Below are 20,381 nucleotides of genomic sequence, written 5' to 3' on the forward strand. Positions count from 1 at the left end.
ACGATCACTGAACCCGGTCGAGCGCCTTGTAGTAGAGGCCGACCATCGGCAGGAACCAGGGCTTTCCGGAATAGCCGGGGATGGAAGGCCACTCGACACCCTTCATCGGATTGCGGTCCTCGCGGCCGAGCATGGCATCGGCCATGATCATGCCGAGATGAGTGGAAAGCTGGGCGCCATGGCCGGAATAGCCCATCGCGTACCAGACTCCGTCATGATAGCCGGCGCGCGGGAAGCGGTCCTTGGTCATGTCGACCAACCCACCCCAGCAATAATCGATCTCAACCTTGGCGAGCTGCGGGAAGATCGCGGCGAGGCCTGCCCGCAATATCTGTCCGCTCTTGGCGTCGGAGCGCTGGTCCGACGTGGCCGAGAAACGTGCGCGGCCGCCGAAGATCAGGCGGTTGTCCGGTGAAAGCCGGAAGTAGTTGCCGATGTTCATCGAGGTTACGCATGTCCGGTTGCCCGGCATGGTCGCGGCGATCTCGGCGTCGCTCAACGGCCGCGTGGCGATGATGAAGCTGCCCACGGAAATGATCCTGCGGCGGAAATAGCCGAAATTCGGCGTGGTGTAGGCGCCGGTCGCCACCAGCACATTGTCAGCGCTGATCCGGCCGCGTGATGTGGTCAGTTCATGCCGAGCGCCGGACTGCCTGTGATCCGTCACCGCCGCATCCTCGTAGATAGCGGCGCCGTGGCGGACCGCGGCTGTCGCCAACCCGGCCACATACCTGCCCATATGCATCATGGCGCTCTTCTTCGACAGCATCGCGCCGTGGAAGGACGAGCCGATCTCGGATTTGAGATCGGTCGGCGACAGCAGCGCCGTATCCGGATCCACCTCGGCATGGACGGCCTCGAAGTTGCGCGCGATCGCTTCAAAATGCTGCGGCTTGGAGGCGAGCTTCAGCTTGCCGGCGCGGCGGAAGTTGCAGTCGATGCCTTCCTCCGCGACCAGCGCTTCTATCGTGTCGACAGAATCGTCCAGCGCCTGGTAGAGCGCGATTGCGCGTTCCTTGCCGAGCTCCGCCTTGGCCGAAAGGTAACTGTGGGCGAGGCCGTTGTTCAGATGCCCGCCATTGCGCCCGGATGCGCCCCAGCCCACCCGCTCCGCCTCAAGCACCGCCACCTTGGCGCCGGCCTTCGCCAGCTGGCGCGCGGCGGCGAGACCGGTGAAGCCGCCGCCGATGATGGCGGCATCGTAGTGCCCTTCGACAGGGCCTTGCGCCCCACCGGAAAAGACAGGCGCGGTGTCGTGCCAGTAGGAGACCAACTTCATCGGCAATCCGCCTGTTTCAAAGCCCGACCACGCCCGGAAGACCGGAAATATCAGCGATCTCGACATAGCCGTAATACGGGTTGGCCGGTTCGTGGCCGCGGTTGACCCAGACCTTGTTCTTGATGCCGAGGTCGTGCGCCGACATCAGGTCGTAGCGGAACGAAGACGAACAGTGAAGAACGTCTTCGGGACCGCAGCCCAGCATGTCGAACATGTATTCGAACGCCCTGAAGCGGGGCTTGTAGGCCTGTGCCTGCTCGGCAGTATAGACGGCATGGAACGGCGCGCCGAGCTTCTCGACATTGGACATGATCTGGACGTTCATTGCGTTGGACAGGATCACCAACGGAATTTCCTTGGCGACCTTCGCCAGCCCGGCCGGAACGTCCGCATGGGGACCCCAGGTCGGCACGCGCTCATAGACCATCCTGGCGTCGTCGGAGTTGAAGGAGACGCTGTTGCGTTTGCAGGCACGCTCGAGCGCGTTGTGGACGACATCGGCATAGGGCTTCCAGTCGCCCAGGATCTCGTCGAGCCGGTACGCCGCGAAATTCTTGATGAATTCCTGCATGCGCGGCTCGTCGAGCCGGCTGCCGTAGAGGTCGCGCGCCGCTTCCGCCATCTGGAAATTGGTCAACGTGCCGTAGCAGTCGAAGGTGATGTATTTGGGCCTGAAAGAAACCATGTCCGTCGATCTCCGGTGGAAGCACATCCGCGCTGGGATGTCTTCATCATAGGCCGGCAGGCGGCGGGCCACCTGATCGAAAAGCGCCTCCCTAAAGCAGAAAGTTCCGTATCCGCCATCAGGTTTGGCACGCTGTAGCATCTTGAGCCCCGATGGATGCGCCGGTCGGTGGCGTGAAGCACATCCAGTTCGATAGACGCCAGCACAAGATGCGGCGCACCCCCTGCGCAACGGCGAATGATACTGCCGAAGTCGAAACCTTCAGACGATCTGCGGCGCGCCGATGGCCGAGACTTGGGGCAGATGGAAGGATGCCTCATGCAGCAAGGCGAGATCGAGCTCCAGGACTTCAGACCGGACCATATCGAGGGCGCGGTGGCACTGTCTCGTCAGGAAAATTGGCCGCATCGCCCGCAGGACTGGCAGATGGCGCTGCAGCTTTCGAGCGGCGCTGTCGCGCTCGACGACCAGGGCCGGGTGGCCGGAACCATCCTGGTCACGCCCTACGGCGCGGATTGCGCCATGATCAACATGGTGATCGTCGACAGGAACGCGCGAGGCAAGGGGCTCGGGCGCCGGCTGATGGACGAGGCCTTCGCCCTTGCCGGAAACCGCCCGCTGCGGCTCGTCGCGACGACCGACGGCATGCCTCTCTATGAAAAACTCGGCTTCGTTTCGTCAGGCACGATCCTGCAGCACCAGGGCAATGTCGCAACGCTTGGGGCGCCCAAGGACGTGGAGGCTGCAGGTACCGGTGATCTGCCGGAAATCAAGGCGCTGGACCGTGACGCCTATGGCGCTGACCGAGAAACCCTGATTGACGCGCTGGCGGAGCGAGGCCAATTCGCCGTCATCCGCCGCAACGGCACCATCGAGGCGTATGCGGCGATCCGCCCGTTCGGACGCGGCGAGGTGATCGGTCCGGTCATTGCGGGAGGTGCCGACGACGCCAGGGCCCTGATCGGCTTTTTCGCCGCGTCGCGTCCCGGCGCTTTCCTGCGCGTCGATACCGACAGCAGGACCGGCATCGCCGGCTGGCTCGCGGAAATCGGCCTCGCCCATGTCGGCGGCGGCGTGGCCATGGACCGTCCGCCCAAGAAGGACGCGGAGCAGATCAGGCCAAAAGTTTACGCACTCGCCAACCAGGCGCTCGGGTAGGGCATGATCTCGAAAGTTTCACTTTTCGGAGAAGATCATGCTTCAAAAACAAAACCTTAGGGCGAAGTGACGATTCAAGGAAGCGTCATCTCGCTCTAGTCCGGAGGACAACAATGCTTGCCAATTCCCTGATCGAACTCGATCGCGCCCATCTCATCCATCCGGTCTCCTCATATCGCGGCCATGAGGCTCTCGGCGTGCGCGTGCTGAAATCGGCGAAGGGCGCGACGGTGACCGATGCGTCGGGCCGGCAACTCCTCGACGGTTTCGCGGGGCTCTGGTGCGTCAATGCCGGCTACGGCCACGACAGCATCGTCGAGGCGGCGGCCCGGCAGATGCGCGAGCTTCCCTATGCCACCGCCTATTTCGACCTCGGCTCGGAGCCAGCCATCCGGCTCGCCTCGGAGTTGGCCGAGCGCGCGCCCGGGGATCTCAATCACGTCTATTTCACGCTTGGCGGATCGGACGCGGTCGACAGCACCATCCGTTTCGTCCGCTACTATTGGAATGCAAGGGGCGAGCCAAAGCGCGACCAGTTCATTTCGATCGAGCAGGGTTATCACGGGTCGTCGGTGGTGGGCGCCGGGCTGACCGCATTGCCGGCCTTCCACGCCGGCTTCGGCATCCCCTTCGAATGGCAGCACAAAATCCCCTCCCCCTATCCCTATCGCAATCCGCTTGGCGAAGACGGCGACGCGATTATCGCCGCATCGCTCGCCGCGCTGGGGGCCAAGATCGAGGAGATCGGGCCGGAGCGGGTCGCCGCCTTCTATGCCGAACCGATCCAGGGCTCGGGCGGTGTCATTGTCCCGCCAAAGGGTTGGATCAAGGCGATGCGCGAACTCTGCCGGGCATACGGCATCTTGTTCATTGCCGACGAAGTGATCACCGGCTTCGGTCGCACCGGGCCTCTGTTCGCCTGCACGGACGAGGACATCGTTCCCGATTTCATGACGACCGCGAAGGGGCTGACCTCGGGCTATGTTCCAATGGGCGCCGTGTTCATGGCCGATCATGTTTACGACGTCATCGCCGATGGCGCGGGCGGCTCGGCCGTCGGCCACGGCTACACCTATTCCGCGCATCCCGTCAGCGCCGCGGTCGCGCTCGAGGTGCTGAAGCTCTACGAAGCCGGCCTGCTGGAGAACGGCGCCAGGGCCGGCGCCCGCCTGATGGCGGGCCTGTCGGGCCTGAGCGATCACCCATTGGTCGGCGATGTGCGCGGTCGCGGCATGCTTGCCGCAATCGAGCTGGTAGTCGACAAACAGAAGAAAACGCCCCTTCCGGCCTCGGCCATGCCGGCGCGACGAATCTTCGACAGAGCATGGGACAACGGCCTCATCATCCGTGCCTTTGCGCATGGGGTTCTCGGCTATGCCCCCCCGCTCTGCTGCACGGACAGCGACGTCGATGCGATCATCGAGCGCACGCGCCGAACGCTGGACCAGACGCTGGACGATGCCGATGTCCGCCAGGCCCTTGCATGAAGGCCGACGCATTTTTCGCATCTCGAAATATCGCCGGGGCAGACGATTTCGCAATTTTGTGCCGCTGCCTCGCGGCTTTTCGGCGAATCCAGCGCGGGGGAAGTGCCAGACTGCTTTTAAAGAACAGGCCAGAGAGCTCGAATTTCCGGGCTTTCAAACAAGGCCGACGCCCCGGACAGCACGGAATTATGTTCTGTTCAGCACATGCAATTCGGCCGCGCGCAGAGGAGAGCCAGTCTTGGCCAGGGGCTTTAACGAATTCAAATACATGACCTTCGATGTGGTCGGCACGCTGATCGACTTCGAAGGCGGCATCACAAACTGCCTGGCCGGAATTGCCGCCGAGGCCGGCGTTTCGATCGACGGTGAAGAGGCGCTGGCCCTTTACCGGCAGGCTCGCTACATGCCCGATGCCGCCCTATTCCCCGACGATCTCGCACGCGTCTACATGGTCATCGCGCCGCGGCTCGGCCTGCCGGTCGAGGAGAAATACGGCCTGCGCCTGCGGGATTCCGCCAGCCTCTGGCAGGGCTTTCCCGACAGCGCGGCGGCATTGGCCGACCTTGCGAAGTCTCACAAGCTGATTGCCATGACCAATGCCCGGCGCTGGGCGCTCGACCATTTCGAGAAGCAGCTCGGATCGCCCTTCTTCGCCACCTTCACGGCCGACGATACCGGCACGGAGAAGCCGGACCCGGCCTTCTTCCAGAAGGCCTTCGATTTCGTCGCCTCCCGCGGCGACGGCAAGGACGACATCCTGCATGTCGCCCAAAGCCAGTATCACGACATCGGCATATCCCGGGCGCTTGGCATGACCAATTGCTGGATCGAGCGCCGGCACACCCAGAAGGGCTACGGCGGCACGATCGAGCCCGAGCGCTTCACCGTGCCGGACTACCACTTCACCTCAATGGCCGCCCTTGCGTCGGCCGTGCGGGAAAGCCTGAAGGAACGAACCTGAGCCCAAACCCGGAAAGCCGCAGCAAGACGAGCATACCGACGAAACCGACAGAAAGGGGAATGACATGACCGACAAGATCACGAACTGGACCAGGGCAGACGACGCCATGGTCGAAAACGCCATTCGACGGGGCGCAAGCCGCCGAGAACTCCTCAAGATGCTGCTGGCCGGCGGTGCTGCGGTTGCCGCGGGCGGCGTGGTGCTTGGCCGCGCCACCCAGGCCGTCGCCGCCACGCCGGTTTCCGGCGGAAATTTCAAGGCGGCCGGCTGGTCGTCCTCCACGGCCGATACGCTCGATCCGGCGAAGGCGTCGCTCTCAACCGACTATGTCCGCTGCTGCTCGCTCTACAACCGCCTGACCTTCCTCGACAAGGACGGCAAGACGCAGATGGAGCTGGCCGAAAGCTTCGACAGCAAGGACGCCAAGACCTGGACCGTGAAGCTGCGCAAAGGCGTCACCTTCCACGATGGCAAGGACCTCGCCGCGGATGACGTCGTCTTCTCGCTGAAGCGCCATCTCGATAAAGCGGTCGGCTCCAAGGTCGCCAAGATCGCCGCACAGATGACCGGCTTCAAGGCGGTCGACAAGTCGACCGTCGAGATCACGCTCGCCGATCCGAATGCCGACCTCCCGACTATCCTGGCGCTGCATCACTTCATGATCGTGGCCGACGGCACCACCGACTTCTCCAAGGGCAACGGCACCGGCGCCTTCGTGCTGCAGACGTTCGAACCGGGCGTCCGTTCGGTGGTCACCAAGAACAAGAACTACTGGAAGTCGGGCAAGCCCTATCTCGACTCCTTCGAATTCATCGCCATCAGCGACGACAGCGCCCGCGTCAACGCCCTGCTTTCCGGCGATATCAATTTTGCAGCCTCGATCAATCCGCGCGCAATGAAGCTGCTGGGGAGCCAGCAGGGCTTCGAACTGTCGAAGACGACCTCGGGCAACTACACGGACCTCAACATCCGGCTCGACATGGATCCGGGCAGCAAGGCCGACTTCGTCGCCGGCATGAAGTATCTCGTCAACCGCGAGCAGATCGTCAAATCGGCATTGCGCGGCCTCGGCGAAATCGGCAACGACCAGCCCGTCTCGCCGGCGAACATCTTCCACAATGCCGACCTCAAGCCGAAGGCTTTCGATCCGGACAAGGCGAAGTTCCACTTCCAGAAGGCGGGCCTGCTCGGCCAGTCCATCCCCGTGGTCGCCTCGGACGCCGCGACCTCGTCGATCGACATGGCGGTGATCATCCAGGCCGCCGGCGCGGATATCGGCATGAAGCTCGATGTCCAGCGCGTCCCATCCGACGGTTATTGGGACAATTACTGGCTCAAGGCGCCGGTTCATTTCGGCAACATCAATCCACGCCCGACGCCGGACATCCTGTTCTCGCTGCTTTACGCCTCCAACGCGCCGTGGAACGAAAGCCAGTACAAGTCCGAGAAGTTCGACAAGCTGCTCGTCGAGGCGCGAGGCCTGCTCGACCAGGCCAAGCGCAAGGAAATCTACGGCGTAATGCAGACCATGATCTCCGAGGAGGCGGGCACCATCATCCCGGCCTACATTTCCAACGTCGATGCCCTCTCCAGCAAGGTGAAGGGTTTGGAGGCGAACCCGCTCGGTGGCATGATGGGCTACGCAATGGCGGAATACCTCTGGCTCGAAGCTTAAGAGGCGCTTGCCGGGGACCGGTCAGCCGGCCCCCGGCACTGCATTGCGCAAGATTGTTCGGCCATACGCAACCGCAGGGAGCGCTTCCATGAAGTCTGGGGTTCTCAACCTCGTGGTGAAGCGGCTGGCAGTCGCGGTCGTCACCCTTCTGATCGTCCTGTTCGCCGTGTTTTTCGCCACCAGCATGTTGCCCGGCGACACCGCGTCGATCCTGCTTGGCCAGGCGGCGACTCCGGAGGCGGTCGCCGGCCTGCGCGAGGCCATGCATCTCAACGACCCGGCGATCCTACGCTTCCTGCGCTGGCTTCTCGGCCTGCTCCAGGGCGATCTCGGCACCTCCTATGCCAACGACATGCCGGTCGCGGCGCTGATCGGCGGGCGCTTCGTCAACACGATGAAACTTGCCGGCATCACCACGCTGATCTCGGTGCCGCTGGCGCTGACGCTCGGCATCACCGCCGCGATGCTGCGCGGCTCCCTCTACGACCGTACCGTCACCATTCTTTCGATCGGGGTCATCTCCGTGCCGGAGTTCATGGTGGCGACGCTGGCAGTCCTGCTCTTTGCCGTTTATCTCAGATGGCTGCCGGCGCTGTCCTCGGTCAACGAGGCGCATTCGCTGACCGACCTCGTGCGCATCTATGCGATGCCCGTGATCACGCTCACCTTCGTCATCTCCGCCCAAATGATCCGCATGACCCGTGCCGCGGTGATCGAGACGCTTTCCACGCCTTATGTCGAGATGGCGCTTCTCAAGGGCGCCTCGCGCAGCCGCATGGTGCTCAGGCACGCGCTTCCCAACGCTCTCGGGCCGATCGTCAACGCGGTCGCGCTGTCGCTGTCCTATCTGGTCGGCGGCGTCATCATCGTGGAGACGATCTTCAACTATCCCGGCATCGCCAAGCTGATGGTCGATGCGGTCGCGACCCGCGACCTGCCGCTGATCCAGAGCTGCGCGATGATCTTCTGCCTCGGTTATCTATTCCTCATCACCGCCGCCGACATCGTCGCCATCATGTCCAACCCGAGGCTCAGATGACGATGGCGCGCACGGTATCCTCCCGACGGTCCTTCCTGGGCCACAGCTACAACCTCGTCGGCGTCGTGGCCTCGCTGGTCATCCTCGCGTGGACGCTGGTCGCAATCTTCGCGCCCTACATCATTCCCCATCCGATCGGCGACATCGTCGACGACGACTATTTCGGCCCGATGCGCCAGGGACTGTGGCTCGGCTCGGACTATCTGGGCCGCGACATGCTCTCGCGGGTTCTGATGGGCGCCCGCTACACCGTCGGCATATCGCTCGCCGCCGTCTGCATCGCCTGCTTTTCGGGCGTCGTGCTCGGCATGATAGCGGCCGTCACCGGCGGCTGGATCGACACTTGCCTCAGCCGCTTCCTCGACGCCATGAACTCCATTCCCAGCAAACTGTTCGGCCTTGTGGTCGTCGCTGCGGTCGGCTCGTCGATCCCGGTGCTGATCCTGACGCTCGCCGTCATCTACATCCCCGGCGCCTACCGCTTCGCGCGGGCGCTCGCCGTCAACATCAACACGATGGATTTCATGACGGTCGCCCGCGTCCGCGGCGAAAACACATTCTATCTCATCGGGTCCGAGATCCTGCCCAACATCATCCGTCCGGTGCTGGCCGATTTCGGCCTGCGTTTCGTCTTCATCGTGCTTTTGCTCTCCGGCCTGTCCTTCCTCGGGCTCGGCCTCCAGCCGCCGCTCGCGGATTGGGGAGCGCTGGTGCGCGAGAATATCGGCGGCCTGCCCTTCGCGGCTCCCGCCGTCATCGTGCCTTCGCTGGCGATCGCCAGCCTCACCATCAGCGTCAACCTGCTGATCGACAATCTGCCGCAGAAGATCAGGGACAGGGACGCATGACCAATCTCGTCGAGGTCAGGAACCTTAGGATCGAGGCGACGACCGACGCCGGACGTCTGGTTGAAATCATCAAGGGCGTCAGCCTCGACATCGGCGACGGCGAGATCGTCGCCCTGATCGGCGAGAGCGGCTCGGGCAAGACGACGGTGGCGCTCTCGCTCATGGGCCATGCGCGGCCCGGCTGCCGGATCACCGGCGGCGAGATCAACGTAAACGGCAAGAACATGGCCGCGCTTCCCGAAAAGGAACGTGCCAGGTTGCGCGGCACCGACATTGCTTATGTTCCGCAAAGTGCCGCCGCCGCCTTCAACCCCTCATCCACGGTCATGGAGCAGGTGATCGAGGTCACGCGGATCCACGGCCTGATGCCTCCCGAACAGGCGCGAAAGCGCGCGATCGAGCTGTTCCGGGCCTTGTCGCTGCCAGACCCGGAAGGGATCGGCGCCCGTTATCCGCACCAGGTTTCGGGCGGGCAATTGCAGCGGCTGGCGGCGGCCATGGCGCTTATCGGCGATCCCAAGCTGGTCATCTTCGACGAGCCGACGACGGCACTCGACGTGACGACCCAGATCGACGTGCTCAAAGCATTCAAGTCGGTCATGAAGGCGGGCGGGATAGCGGGTGTCTACGTTTCCCACGACCTCGCGGTCGTCGCCCAGATCGCAGATCGCATCGTGGTGCTGAAGGGCGGCGAAGTGCAGGAGACCGGCACGACGGCTGAAATCCTTTCGGCTGCCCGCCACCCCTATACGCGCGAACTGCTGGCTGCCTTCGAACCGAAGCCGCGGGGGGCGCAGGCGGACGCAGATGCGGCTGCGAAGCCGCTGCTACGTGTCGACAATCTCACGGCTGGCTACGGGGCGGTCCGTGCCGACGGTCTGCCGCTCATCCGCGCCGTCCACTCCGTCAGCCTGGTCGTGCAGAAGGGGCGCAACCTCGGGGTCATCGGCGAGTCCGGTTGCGGAAAATCGACGCTGGCGCGGGTCATCGCCGGCATCCATCCGGCGGCGGCCGGCGAGATCGTCTTCGACGGCAGAGAACTGGAGCGCGCCGCCAGGAAACGCAGCCAGGACCAGCTGCGCGAGATGCAGATCGTGTTCCAGTATGCCGATACCGCGCTCAATCCGGCCAAGCCTGTCGAGGACATCATCTCCCGTCCGCTAGCCTTCTATCACGGGCTCGACAGGCACGCGCGCTCGAAGCGCGTCGACGAACTGCTCGACATGGTGCGCCTGCCGAGGGCGCTGCGCTACCGTCATCCATCGGAGCTCTCGGGCGGCCAGAAGCAGCGCGTGAACTTCGCGCGCGCGCTGGCGGCAGACCCCAAGCTCATCATCTGTGACGAAATCACCTCGGCGCTCGACACGGTGGTGGCGTCCGCCGTGATCGAGCTGCTCAAGGAGCTGCAGAGCGAGCTGGGACTCTCTTACATCTTCATCAGCCACGACCTCTCCGTCGTCGAGGCCATCTGTGACGAGATCATGGTCATGTACAATGGTGAGAGAGTGGAGCAGATCACGCCCGACAAGTTGAAGGCGCCGACCCACCCCTATTCCAAGCTTCTGTTCTCGTCGGTGCCAAAGCTCGATCCGACCTGGCTCGACGGCCTCGTCCGCGACCCGGAGCTCGTCAGCCAGTACGGCCACCGCTAGAGCAATTCCAGGCAAGGCATGTAGCTTTCGCCGCTTCTACAATTGCGAGCAGAGCCGGTAGGCCTCATAGATCGACGAGTAGATGTCCCTGCTGGCAACCGCGTCTCCAATGCGGTGCAAGACGAACGATCCAGCAACCTGAGGCCCATCGTCCCCCTGGGTCATCGCTCCCATCATGAGCGCGATGTCGGTGACGCCGTTATTGGCAGAGCGGACACGCAATTCCTGGTAGATATCTTCCACGGGCGCCGTGCCGCGCTCGACGATGAGTTGGGCCGCGGTCATTTCCGTTTCTGCACCGGTGAGCTCATGCCGGAACCTGGCGGCGATCCCGTTTGCTTGGCGCGCTGCCATGACCAGGCGAAGGTCACTGACGACCCGGATGCCGAGTTCCGCGGCGCGTTTGCGGAAACTCACCCTGTCCGGATAGGGAGTTTCGATCGCCAGCGTGTCATCCGCGATGGCCAAGCTGACCACGCGCCCCATGCGGGCCAGATGCAGAGCGCAGGACACCGCGGCCTGGCGTCCGGTCTCATCGTAGATCAGCACATCGTCCTTCGCCGGCACGACCCCGGTCAGGACGTCCCAGACGCTGTCGCAATGCTCAGCGCCCTCCAGCCATCCCATGTCCGGAATGCCGCCGGTGGCGACGATGACCGCGTCCGGTTTCTCGGCAAGAACGAGATCGGCGTCCGCATAGGTGTTGAGACGGACTTCGACGCCGAGGCGGGCGAGCTCGTCGGCGCGCCAGTCCACTATGCCGATGAGATCCTTGCGGTCGTAGGCGGCGGCCGCGACGAGCACCTGCCCGCCAAGTCGCGCTCCGGCTTCAAGCAGGGTCACTTTGTGTCCGCGCTCGGCGGCGACCCGGGCCGCCTCCATCCCGCCCGGACCACCGCCGACCACGACCACTCGTTTCGGCGTTTCGGCCCAGTCAATGATATGGCTGACGATCGTTTCATGGCCGCTGGCGGGGTTGTGAATGCAGTGGACCTTCTTGTACAGGCAGTAGGACGCGCCGACGCACGGGCGGATGCGTTCTTCTTCTCCCCGCATCACCTTCTCGACGATATGGGGATCGGCAATATGCGCTCGGGTCATGCCGACCAGGTCGACGAGGTTCTCGCGGATCGCATGGCGCGCCGTAGCTACATCCCTGATCGCTGCGGCATGAATGACGGGCAGTCTGGTTTCCCGCTTGAACTCTCCAACCAGCGGCAGAAACGGCGCGCTCTTGCTGAACATGCCGGGCATGTTCTGCTCGGCCAAGGACAGGTCGGTGTCCATCCGCCCAAAGATGCAGTTGAAGAAGTCGATATGGCCCTCCTGCTCGAACAGCCGGGCAAAGGCAACGCATTCCTCGAAATCCGACCCGTCATCGACCGCCTCGTCGATCACGAACCGGAGGCCGACAGCGAAGTCGTCGCCCACAGCTCGACGGATCGCCTCATGGACCATCAGGCCGAAGCGCGCTCGGTTTTCGAGCGAGCCGCCAAAGGCATCCGCGCGTCTGTTGGTTCTGCGCGACAGGAATTGGCCGATCAGATGGCCGCCGGTTACGGTCTCGATGCCGTCCAGACCGCCGTCCCGGCAACGCCTGGCAGCACTTGCGTAATCCTTGACGATCCTGTCGATGTCCGCCGCGTCCATTTCCTTCGGAAAATTCCGGTTTCGCGTCTCACGAACGCGCGACGGCGCCACCGGCGGGAGCCAGTTCCCGGCATAGGCAGTGGCGCGCCGGCCGAGATGCGAAACCTGGCACATGACGGCCGCGCCATGGCGATGAATTCGCTGCGACAGCGACTGGAGATGAGGGACTATGCGATCGGTCGAAAGGTCCAGTTGACCGCCGCCCCAACTCGAATCGGGCGAGGTCATCGCCGAGCCGCCCGCCATGGTCATCGCCAGGCCGCCGCGCGCTTTCTCCTCATGGTAGCGCTGGTAGCGCTCGAGCGGGAGACCGCCGTCGTCCAGCATCGAGGCATGGCTGGTGCTGACGATGCGGCTGCGCAGCGTCAGACCTTTGAGCCGAAACGGCTGAAGCAGAGGATCGCCGGATGCGCTGCCTGCTTTAGATGCCGCCGCCTTCACGTGCTGTTCCTCGCCATTCATGAAGGTTATAGTTCGCTATTTGCGAGACTGCAGAAAGCTTGAAAATTGTTGGAGCAGCTATACGCTGGGCGTATGGCTGGTTTTGCGAAACTCGTCCCTTCCGCGCGCGGGCTGCTTGTCTTCGAGGCTGCCGCCCGGTCGGGCAGTTTTACCGCGGCCGCGCGGGAGTTCAACGTCACGCAACCATCCATCAGCCGCAGCATCGCTCAGCTCGAGGCCGATCTCGGCGTGGCTCTGTTCACGCGAAGTGCCACGGGATTGACCCCGACTGCTGATGGCCGGGCACTCTGGTCGGCGGTGCGCGAAGGATTTAGCGGGATCGAGGAAGTCATCCGCAGGATAAAGGAGAAGAACGCAGCGAGGCCAGTCGTCACGCTCTCCCTTTCGAGTTCACTCGTGACGCATTGGTTCGTTCCGAGGCTGGGAGCCTTCACCACAAAATTTCCGGATGTGGACCTGAGGTTCGAACTGATCGCGGGCGTTTTGCGAGGATCTGCCGAGAATGTCGACCTTGCCACGAGGATCCTGGCCGATGACAATACGCATTATCACCGCTGGGCGTTCTCGCCGGAAATCATCGTTCCGGTGTGCAGCCCATCCTATCTGTCGGACCATGGTCGGTTGATGCATGCCGGAACCGGGGAGGGTCATGTCCTGCTCCACCTGACCGACGCCAGGGAGCAGTGGCTGGACGCCTGGGGCAGTGTAGCCGACCGCAAGACCAGCAGGGCAAAATGGCTCGAATTCTCGGACTACGCAGTCGTCCTTCAGGCCGCGATGAACGGGGAAGGCGTGGCGCTCGGCTGGCTCAGCAATGTTTCAAGGGCGCTGCTTCAGGGAACGCTTGTTCCAGCCTCGGACAGGCAGATCAATACTGGCCGGATCCATCAGCTGATTGCACCGCGCTCACGGCCGGTGCGGCCGATTGTCTCCGATATCTGCGCCTGGATGATCGCTGAGATGCAAGCCGAATTGAAAGCACTGCACCCGATATTGCGGCCTGACATATTGTAGCGACAGGTACTGACTACATCGGAAACAGGCTGGGCAGCGGCATGTGCGCCTTGACGATTGGGGACTTCAGCACAACGAAGCTGAAATACTTGTCGATGCCGATATCCATGTCGGTCAGCCGCTCCATGATCGTCTGGTACTCACCGATGCCGGCGGTCACGAATTTCATCAAATAGTCGTAGCCGCCCGAGACGAGGTGGCATTCGATGACCTGATCTATTTTCTCCACGACAGCGAGAAAGCGGGCGAAGTCCACCTGGCGGTGGTTCTTCAACGTGATCTCGGTGAACACGGTCAGCGTCTGGCCGAGCTTGCCGATGTTGACCTGCGCGGAATAGCCTTCGATGTAGCCCTCCGACTGAAGCTTCTTGACCCGCATCAGGCAGGGGCTCGGCGACAGGTGCACCAGCTCGGCCAGTTCGACGTTGGTGATGCGGCCGTTCTTCTGCAGTTCGTGAAGAATCTTGATATCGATCCGATCCAGTTTCACAGGCCGTCTCCACGAGAGGGTGCTACAGCACAAAATGCTGCCTTGTAGATGACCATCGACACTACCACAGCCCGATGGCCTGTCCATCCGAACGGGTGCCGCTTGAAACGCAGGGACTCCCGAATTCTGCGAGCTCGTCGGAATAAAATTCTGCCTCGGCCCTAACTGCAGCAGCGGCTGCGTGCGCAACGCGGTAGATTGAATTTTCAGGACAGAGAGGACCATGCGCGCGCCGCTGCAGCAAATCGAGACGTACGGCGAACTGCCGCAATCCGCGGACGCGGTGGTGATCGGCGGCGGCATCGTCGGTGTCTTTTCGGCTTACTACCTGGCCAGGCGCGGCATGAGGGTCGCGCTTGTCGAAAAGGGACGCATCGGGGCCGAGCAGTCCTGCAGGAACTGGGGTTGGTGCCGCCAGCAGAACCGCGACGCCCGCGAGCTGCCGATGGCAACCCGAAGTCTCGATCTGTGGGACAGCTTCGCAGCGGAGACCGGCGAAGATACCGGCTTTCGCCGCTGCGGCCTGCTCTACCTCAGCAATGACGAGGCGGAACTCGCCGGCTGGGCGCGCTGGCGTGACTTCGCCAGAACGGCCGGCGTCACCACGCATATGCTCGACAGCGCCGAGGCTGGCGAGCGCGGCCGCGCCACGGGCCGGAGCTGGAAGGGCGGCGTCTTCTCGCCGACCGACGGCACCGCCGATCCATCGCAGGCCGCGCCCGCGGTTGCGCGCGCCATCGTCAAGCTCGGGAACAGCGTGCACCAGAATTGCGCCGCGCGTGGTATCGAGACCGAGGGCGGGCGCCTGAGCGGCGTGGTCACGGAAAGCGGCACCATCCGCACGAAGGTGGCGGTGATGGCCGGCGGCGCCTGGGCGTCCTCCTTTTGCCATCAGTTCGGCTTCCGCTTTCCGCAGGCGTCCGTCCGCTCCTCCATCCTGTCCGTCTCGCCCGGCGCGGAGGGTCTGCCGGATGCGCTGCACACGGCACGGATTTCGGCCACGCGTCGAGGCGACGGCGGCTACACGCTCGCCATAAGCGGGCGCGGACGCGTGGATGTGACGCCGCAGCAGCTGCGCTTCTCCTCGCAATTCCTGCCCATGTTCCTGAAGCGGTGGCGAAGCCTCGCGCCCGGCGGGCTGCAAGGCATGCGTTCGGGCCACGAGACGCTGCAACGCTGGCGGCTCGACCGGCCGACGCCGATGGAGCGGATGCGCATCCTCGATCCGGCGCCGGACCGGGCGACCATCCGCCTGACCCACGCCCGGGCGCTCGAGCTCTTGCCGGCGCTGCGCCAGACCAGGATCAGCGCGGCCTGGGCCGGCTACATCGATAGCACGCCGGACGGCGTGCCTGCCATCGGCGAGACCCATACCGTTCCAGGCTTCTTTCTGGCTGCGGGATTTTCGGGACACGGTTTTGGTATCGGGCCCGGCGCCGGGCATCTCGTCGCCGATCTGATGACCGGGTCGGAACCGATCGTCGATCCGAAGTCCTACGACCCGCGGCGCTTCGATGCTTCGGCCTGGGGGAAAGTCGCCGACTTCTAGTCTCAAGCTCGATATTCCGTCATCGCTTGGCAGGTGAGGATTCCGGAACTGCATCAGCCCTCCCGAAGAAAGGCGCCGATCGGCGCCGGCCGGACAGGGGCCTGCCCGCGAAAGCGGCCGACCGCGTCGGGCGTACAGCCGCCTTGCGCCGCGACGAGCTCAACAGCAGCCAGCTGACAATAGCGCCCCTGGCAACGCCCCATGCCGACCCGTGAAAGCGACTTCACCCGGTTGGCCTCACCGCCGCCGAAATTCGCGCCCTCGCGCACGGCTCCGGCAGTCACATTCTCGCAGCGGCAGACGATCGCTTCATCGGGTAGCGCCCGCACCATCGCGGCTGGCCAGGGAAAGGCACAAGCCAGACCGCGGGCAAAGCGCTCGAGTCGCGCGAGCTTGCGCAGATCGGCACGGACGCAAGAGGTCGGACGCCCAAGATCGCTAAGGCAGGCCGCCGCGGCAAGACGTCCCGCGATCTCCGCTCCGTCCGCGCCGAGGAGACGAACCCCGTCGCCCGCGAGGTAGACGCCGTCGCCGGCCCGACCCATCTCGTCGGTCATCGGCAGCCATTGCCGCCATTGCTCGTCATAGGTGAAGGCGCATCCCGTCAGGTCTGCCAGATGCGTCTCCGCCCGCAAATGCCAGCCCATGCCGATCATATCGCACGGGGTGAGGTGCTCCCGGCCGCCTGCATCGCGCCAGCGCGCCGCCGAGACGCCCGACGCATCGGCCTCGATCCGCTCGAGCGTCGCGCCCGCATAATAGCGCCCGCCGAGCCTCGCTCGCAGGGCCAGACCGCGCAGCGCGACGACCGGACTGGCGGCAAGGCCCCAGAACCCCCGCATCTGCTGGCGCCAAGGAGAGGTGTCCAGCACCGCCGCCACATTCGCTCCAGCCTTGACGAGCTGGGCGCCGACCAGCGTCAGCAAAGGACCCGACCCGACCAGAACGATCCGGCGCCCAAGTGCCACACCCTGCGCCTTGAGCGCGATCTGCGCCGCGCCGAGGCTGTAGACGCCTCCGTTCTGCCAGCCGGGGACAGGTGCGACACGGTCGGACGCGCCCGTGGCAAGGATCAGCCGGTCATAGCCGATCACCTCCACGTCGCCCTCCCCCAGCACGTGCAGCCGCCCCTCGTGCGCGGCGATGACGGAGCTGCCCGCGCAATGGGTGAGCCGCCCCTCTTCGGCCAACCGGTCGAAGAGCGCATGCAGCGCACGCGCCTTCGCCGCCTCCGACCCGTAGAGCTCTTCCGACGTGCGGACGAACCCGGCAGGCGGGCGGCGATAGATCTGCCCGCCCGCGCGCTGCCCTTCGTCGATCACCACCGGGTGCAGCCCTGCCTCGACCAGCGTCGCCGCGGCTCTTATGCCGGCGGGGCCCGCACCCACGATCACGATCCGCGGCGATGACGTCTCGCTCACGGCCAGCTCTCCGGCGGCGTCGTGCGCAACCGCATGCCTTCGGTGGCAGGCGTCGAGCATGCGCGCAGGCGCGGTCCTTCCTCCTGCCACACCCAGCAATCCTGACAGGCTCCCATCAGGCAGAAGCCGGCGCGCAGTTCGGGTCCGAACTCGGAGTTTCGTAACGCACTCTCTGAAGCCAACATCGCGGTCAGCACGGTATCGCCCGTCAGCGCATGACGCATCTCACCATCGAGAAAGAACTGCACCTGTGCCCGGTCGCGCTCGGCCAGCCGGACGATGCGGCCGGCCGTGATCATTCCGCGGCCTCCCGCACCGGCCCCGGACGAGGCAGTTCAGGGAAGCGTTCGCAGACCTCATCGAAGGCCGCCTGAACACCCTCCGGCCCCGAGCGCCCCTTCATGCGGCGGAAGATCTCCGTCTTGGCGAAGAACCGCCAGTGGATCGGCAAGGCGTTCAGCAGAGCGTGCAACTGGTCATAGGACGCCCGCGTCCACTGCGCTTCGTAGCCTTCGCGCTCTGGACCGAAATGAAAATGCCCAGTGGACGGCTTATGCCGCGCGCGCAGACGCTCCGTCGCCTCCTCGTCGATTTCGCCGTCCCGAATGACGATGCCATAATCGCGCTCGGCCGAGGCTGCCGAGACATAGCCGCGCCGTACATCCTGCGCGACCCGCCAAGGCTCGCGTTCATGCGGATCGCCGCGCCCGCCGCCTCCGGCGGAATGAATCTCGAGCACGTCGCCGGGCTGCAGCACCGCCGTGTCGATGTTGCCCAACTGCCGCTCGTGGCCGGTTCCCGGATTGACGACCATGTCCGACAGGCCGGCCGCTTTGCCGCCGAGCACCCCCCAGGGACGGAAGAAGCTGCGGTCGCGGTTGCGCGCCGTGATCCTGGAGTCGGGCGCGAAGACGCGGAAAGCCATCTCGGTCGCCAGCCCGCCGCGCCAACGGCCCGCACCGCCGCTATCCTTAGCGAGGCCGTATTTCACGAACTCGACTGGCGTTTCGGTCTCGGTGATCTCGATCGGCGTGTTCTTGAGATAGGCGGCATCGGCGCCCGATCCATTGGTCCCGTCGCGATGCGGCATCGCGCCGCCGCCGCCCACCACGGGATTTACCGCCGCGATGACGCTCCGGCTGGTGCGCTCGTCGGTGGTCATGACGTTAATGATGCAGTTGTTGCCGGCCGGAGCCGCGGGCAGCCGCTCCGGCACTGCCTGCGAGAAGGCACCGAAGATGACCGACCGCAGCCGCGCGCAGGTGAGCGAGCGCATGCCCACGGCAGCGGGGTGGACCGGGTTCAGCACCGAACCTTGGGGCGTGATGCAGGCGAAAGGCCGGGTGAGGCCCGTGTTGAGCAGGATCTTCGGGTTGAGCGTATAAAGCACGTAATAGACGCCCACCAGCAGCATGGTGTGTCGAGGGTCGCCGCCCGAAGGCACGTTGAGCGAGGAGCCGAGCTGCGGATCGGAGCCGGTGAAGTCGAGCACCGCCTCGTCGCCCCTGATCGTCAGCGTCAGCTTCAGCCGGCAGGGATTGGCCTCGACCGAATCCTCGTCGGCGTAATCGGCGAACTCCCATGTGCCGTCGGGCATGGAGCGCAGCGCGTCGCGCGCCTGCGCCTCCGCATGGTCGAGAAGCGCGTCGACGCCTTCGATGAAGCCTGCCTTGCCGAACTTCCTCACCATCGCCTGGATCTTGCGCTCGCCTGTGTTGAGCGCGCCGACCAGCGCCTTGATGTCGCCGATATTGAGCTCGGGCTTGCGCACATTGGTGCTCATGATCCGCAGGATCGTCTCGTCGAAGACGCCTTCCCTCACCAGCTTCATGGGCGGAAAGCGGATACCCTCCTGATGGATCTCGGTCAGCGCGCGGCTGAGCGAAGCCGGTACTGCCCCGCCCATGTCCGTGTTGTGGATGTGCCCTCCGGTCCAGGCGACGATCTCGCCGTCGACGAAAACCGGCTTCCACAGATGCGTGTCGGGCGCATGCGTAGCGACATGGCCGGAATAGGGATCGTTGGTGAAGGCGACGTCCCCGGGCCGGTAGTCGTCGACCATGGCGATAGCGCGGTGATACGAAAGCCCCGGATACCAGGTGGCGCCGAGTTCCATCGGCACGGCGAAGGTCGCCCCCGAACGGTCCATCAGCATCACCGTGAAGTCCTGCGTCTCCTTGACGAAGGCGGAGTGCGCCGTGCGGTGCAGCGTATGGGCCATGTTTTCGGCCGCCGCGCGGGCATGGTTCGCCAGAACCTGAAGGTTTGTGCGGTCAAACAAGGCGTCACTCCGCGAAGGTCAGCAGAAGATTGAGATGGCGATCAACGCGTGCTTGCGTTCCCGCCGGGATGGCAAAGGTGGTGTCTTCCTGCACCACCACGGCAGGACCGTGGAACGTGGTGCCCGGCACGAGCGTCTGCCGGTCGTGCAGGTCAACGGTCTCGACGCGCGAGCCCGTATAGACCGGGAGTCGGCGCGCCGGATTGGCCGGGGCCTCGATCTCGTCGGTCTCCGGGAAGGAGAGTGCCGGCCCTGCGCCGATCGCCGACAGCCGGGCGTTCACAAGCTCGATCTCGCCCTCGGGGTCGTGGAAATCATAGAGCCGCTCATGGGTGAGGTGAAAGGCCTGCTCGATGGCGGCCATGTCGCAGTCTACCAGCCATTCCGGCGAAAGGACGACCTCGATCTCGTAGCTCTGCCCGACATAGCGCATGTCGCAGGAGAGGCTGAGTTCCGCCGCCGCGTCATGCCCCTGCGCCGCGAGCCAGTCGCGGCCCTCACGCGCGAGCGCCTCGAAGGCCTCGCGGATTGCCGGGAGCGACCTATCCGACAGGGGGCTGAAGATGGTGCGAATGAAGTCTCCGCGCAGATCAGCCACCAGCCCGCCCAGCGCCGACACCACGCCGGGGCGACGCGGCGCCATGACGCGCTTCATCCCGAGCTCGCGTGCGAGGAAGGCGCCGAGCATCGGGCCGCCGCCGCCGAAGGGCATCAGCGTGAATTCGCGCAA

17 protein-coding genes are annotated in these 20,381 nt (G+C 64.5%); 9 read left to right on the forward strand and 8 right to left on the reverse strand.

From position 1 onward, the window contains the following. Positions 1 to 4: 4 nt before the first annotated feature. Positions 5 to 1,279 carry an NAD(P)/FAD-dependent oxidoreductase gene (locus tag DH10_RS33495; protein WP_192247186.1) on the reverse strand — a complete coding sequence of 425 codons (1,275 nt, stop codon included), beginning with the start codon at positions 1,277 to 1,279 and terminating at the stop codon, positions 5 to 7. A gap of 16 nt (positions 1,280 to 1,295) precedes the next feature. Further along, positions 1,296 to 1,964: a haloacid dehalogenase type II gene (locus DH10_RS33500; RefSeq protein WP_192247188.1), complete on the reverse strand. Its 669-nt coding sequence runs from the start codon at positions 1,962 to 1,964 to the stop codon at positions 1,296 to 1,298. A 318-nt stretch (positions 1,965 to 2,282) separates the two neighbouring features. Between DH10_RS33500 and DH10_RS33505 the strand changes: the two genes are divergently transcribed. The 7 genes from DH10_RS33505 to DH10_RS33535 all read left to right on the forward strand — a co-directional run bounded on the left by DH10_RS33505 (position 2,283) and on the right by DH10_RS33535 (position 10,784). Continuing rightward, positions 2,283 to 3,122 (forward strand): GNAT family N-acetyltransferase, encoded by an 840-nt coding sequence (locus tag DH10_RS33505; protein WP_192247190.1) that lies wholly within the window; start codon positions 2,283 to 2,285, stop codon positions 3,120 to 3,122. Between the two features lie 113 nt (positions 3,123 to 3,235). Further along, complete coding sequence (locus DH10_RS33510) at positions 3,236 to 4,609, forward strand: aspartate aminotransferase family protein (RefSeq protein WP_192247192.1); 1,374 nt, start codon at positions 3,236 to 3,238, stop codon at positions 4,607 to 4,609. A gap of 268 nt (positions 4,610 to 4,877) precedes the next feature. Then, complete coding sequence (locus DH10_RS33515) at positions 4,878 to 5,570, forward strand: HAD-IA family hydrolase (protein WP_376774849.1); 693 nt, start codon at positions 4,878 to 4,880, stop codon at positions 5,568 to 5,570. A 64-nt stretch (positions 5,571 to 5,634) separates the two neighbouring features. Beyond that, a complete protein-coding gene (locus DH10_RS33520; protein WP_192385817.1) occupies positions 5,635 to 7,245 on the forward strand; it encodes an ABC transporter substrate-binding protein in 1,611 nt (536 codons plus the stop codon). A gap of 88 nt (positions 7,246 to 7,333) precedes the next feature. After that, positions 7,334 to 8,284 (forward strand): ABC transporter permease, encoded by a 951-nt coding sequence (locus DH10_RS33525; protein ID WP_192247198.1) that lies wholly within the window; start codon positions 7,334 to 7,336, stop codon positions 8,282 to 8,284. Beyond that, positions 8,281 to 9,132, forward strand: coding sequence for an ABC transporter permease (locus tag DH10_RS33530; RefSeq protein WP_192247200.1), 852 nt, complete (start codon positions 8,281 to 8,283; stop codon positions 9,130 to 9,132). The genes DH10_RS33525 and DH10_RS33530 overlap by 4 nt, the downstream gene beginning before the upstream one ends. Continuing rightward, entirely contained in the window at positions 9,129 to 10,784 is a 1,656-nt protein-coding gene (locus tag DH10_RS33535) for an ABC transporter ATP-binding protein (RefSeq protein WP_192247202.1), read from the forward strand. The genes DH10_RS33530 and DH10_RS33535 overlap by 4 nt, the downstream gene beginning before the upstream one ends. Positions 10,785 to 10,820: 36 nt before the next feature. On the opposite strand, the gene DH10_RS33540 is transcribed toward DH10_RS33535, so the two are convergent. Continuing rightward, positions 10,821 to 12,896 carry an NADH:flavin oxidoreductase gene (locus DH10_RS33540; RefSeq protein WP_192385818.1) on the reverse strand — a complete coding sequence of 692 codons (2,076 nt, stop codon included), beginning with the start codon at positions 12,894 to 12,896 and terminating at the stop codon, positions 10,821 to 10,823. 72 nt (positions 12,897 to 12,968) lie between these two features. On the opposite strand from DH10_RS33540, the gene DH10_RS33545 reads away from it, so the two are divergent. Further along, positions 12,969 to 13,910, forward strand: coding sequence for a LysR family transcriptional regulator (locus tag DH10_RS33545; protein ID WP_192247204.1), 942 nt, complete (start codon positions 12,969 to 12,971; stop codon positions 13,908 to 13,910). 13 nt (positions 13,911 to 13,923) lie between these two features. Here the strand turns inward: DH10_RS33545 and DH10_RS33550 are convergent, their stop codons facing one another. Next, the gene (locus DH10_RS33550; RefSeq protein WP_127220635.1) at positions 13,924 to 14,400 is read right to left on the reverse strand and encodes an Lrp/AsnC family transcriptional regulator; all 477 of its coding nucleotides are present in this window, start codon (positions 14,398 to 14,400) and stop codon (positions 13,924 to 13,926) included. Between the two features lie 223 nt (positions 14,401 to 14,623). Between DH10_RS33550 and DH10_RS33555 the strand changes: the two genes are divergently transcribed. Beyond that, entirely contained in the window at positions 14,624 to 15,949 is a 1,326-nt protein-coding gene (locus DH10_RS33555) for an NAD(P)/FAD-dependent oxidoreductase (RefSeq protein ID WP_192247206.1), read from the forward strand. Positions 15,950 to 16,002: 53 nt separating this feature from the next. Here DH10_RS33555 and DH10_RS33560 read toward each other — a convergent pair whose 3' ends face one another. The 4 genes from DH10_RS33560 to DH10_RS33575 form a co-directional block, all read right to left on the reverse strand. After that, entirely contained in the window at positions 16,003 to 17,370 is a 1,368-nt protein-coding gene (locus DH10_RS33560; protein ID WP_192247208.1) for an FAD/NAD(P)-dependent oxidoreductase, read from the reverse strand. Continuing rightward, complete coding sequence (locus DH10_RS33565) at positions 17,367 to 17,669, reverse strand: (2Fe-2S)-binding protein (protein WP_192247210.1); 303 nt, start codon at positions 17,667 to 17,669, stop codon at positions 17,367 to 17,369. The genes DH10_RS33560 and DH10_RS33565 overlap by 4 nt, the downstream gene beginning before the upstream one ends. Further along, entirely contained in the window at positions 17,666 to 19,651 is a 1,986-nt protein-coding gene (locus DH10_RS33570; protein WP_192247212.1) for a hydantoinase B/oxoprolinase family protein, read from the reverse strand. Before DH10_RS33570 ends, DH10_RS33565 begins: the two co-directional genes overlap by 4 nt. Positions 19,652 to 19,655: 4 nt before the next feature. Next, positions 19,656 to 20,381: hydantoinase/oxoprolinase family protein (locus tag DH10_RS33575; RefSeq protein ID WP_281423887.1), on the reverse strand; the 726-nt coding region annotated here is incomplete at its 5' end.

The organism is Mesorhizobium silamurunense (assembly GCF_014843825.1).
Lineage (GTDB): Bacteria > Pseudomonadota > Alphaproteobacteria > Rhizobiales > Rhizobiaceae > Mesorhizobium > Mesorhizobium silamurunense.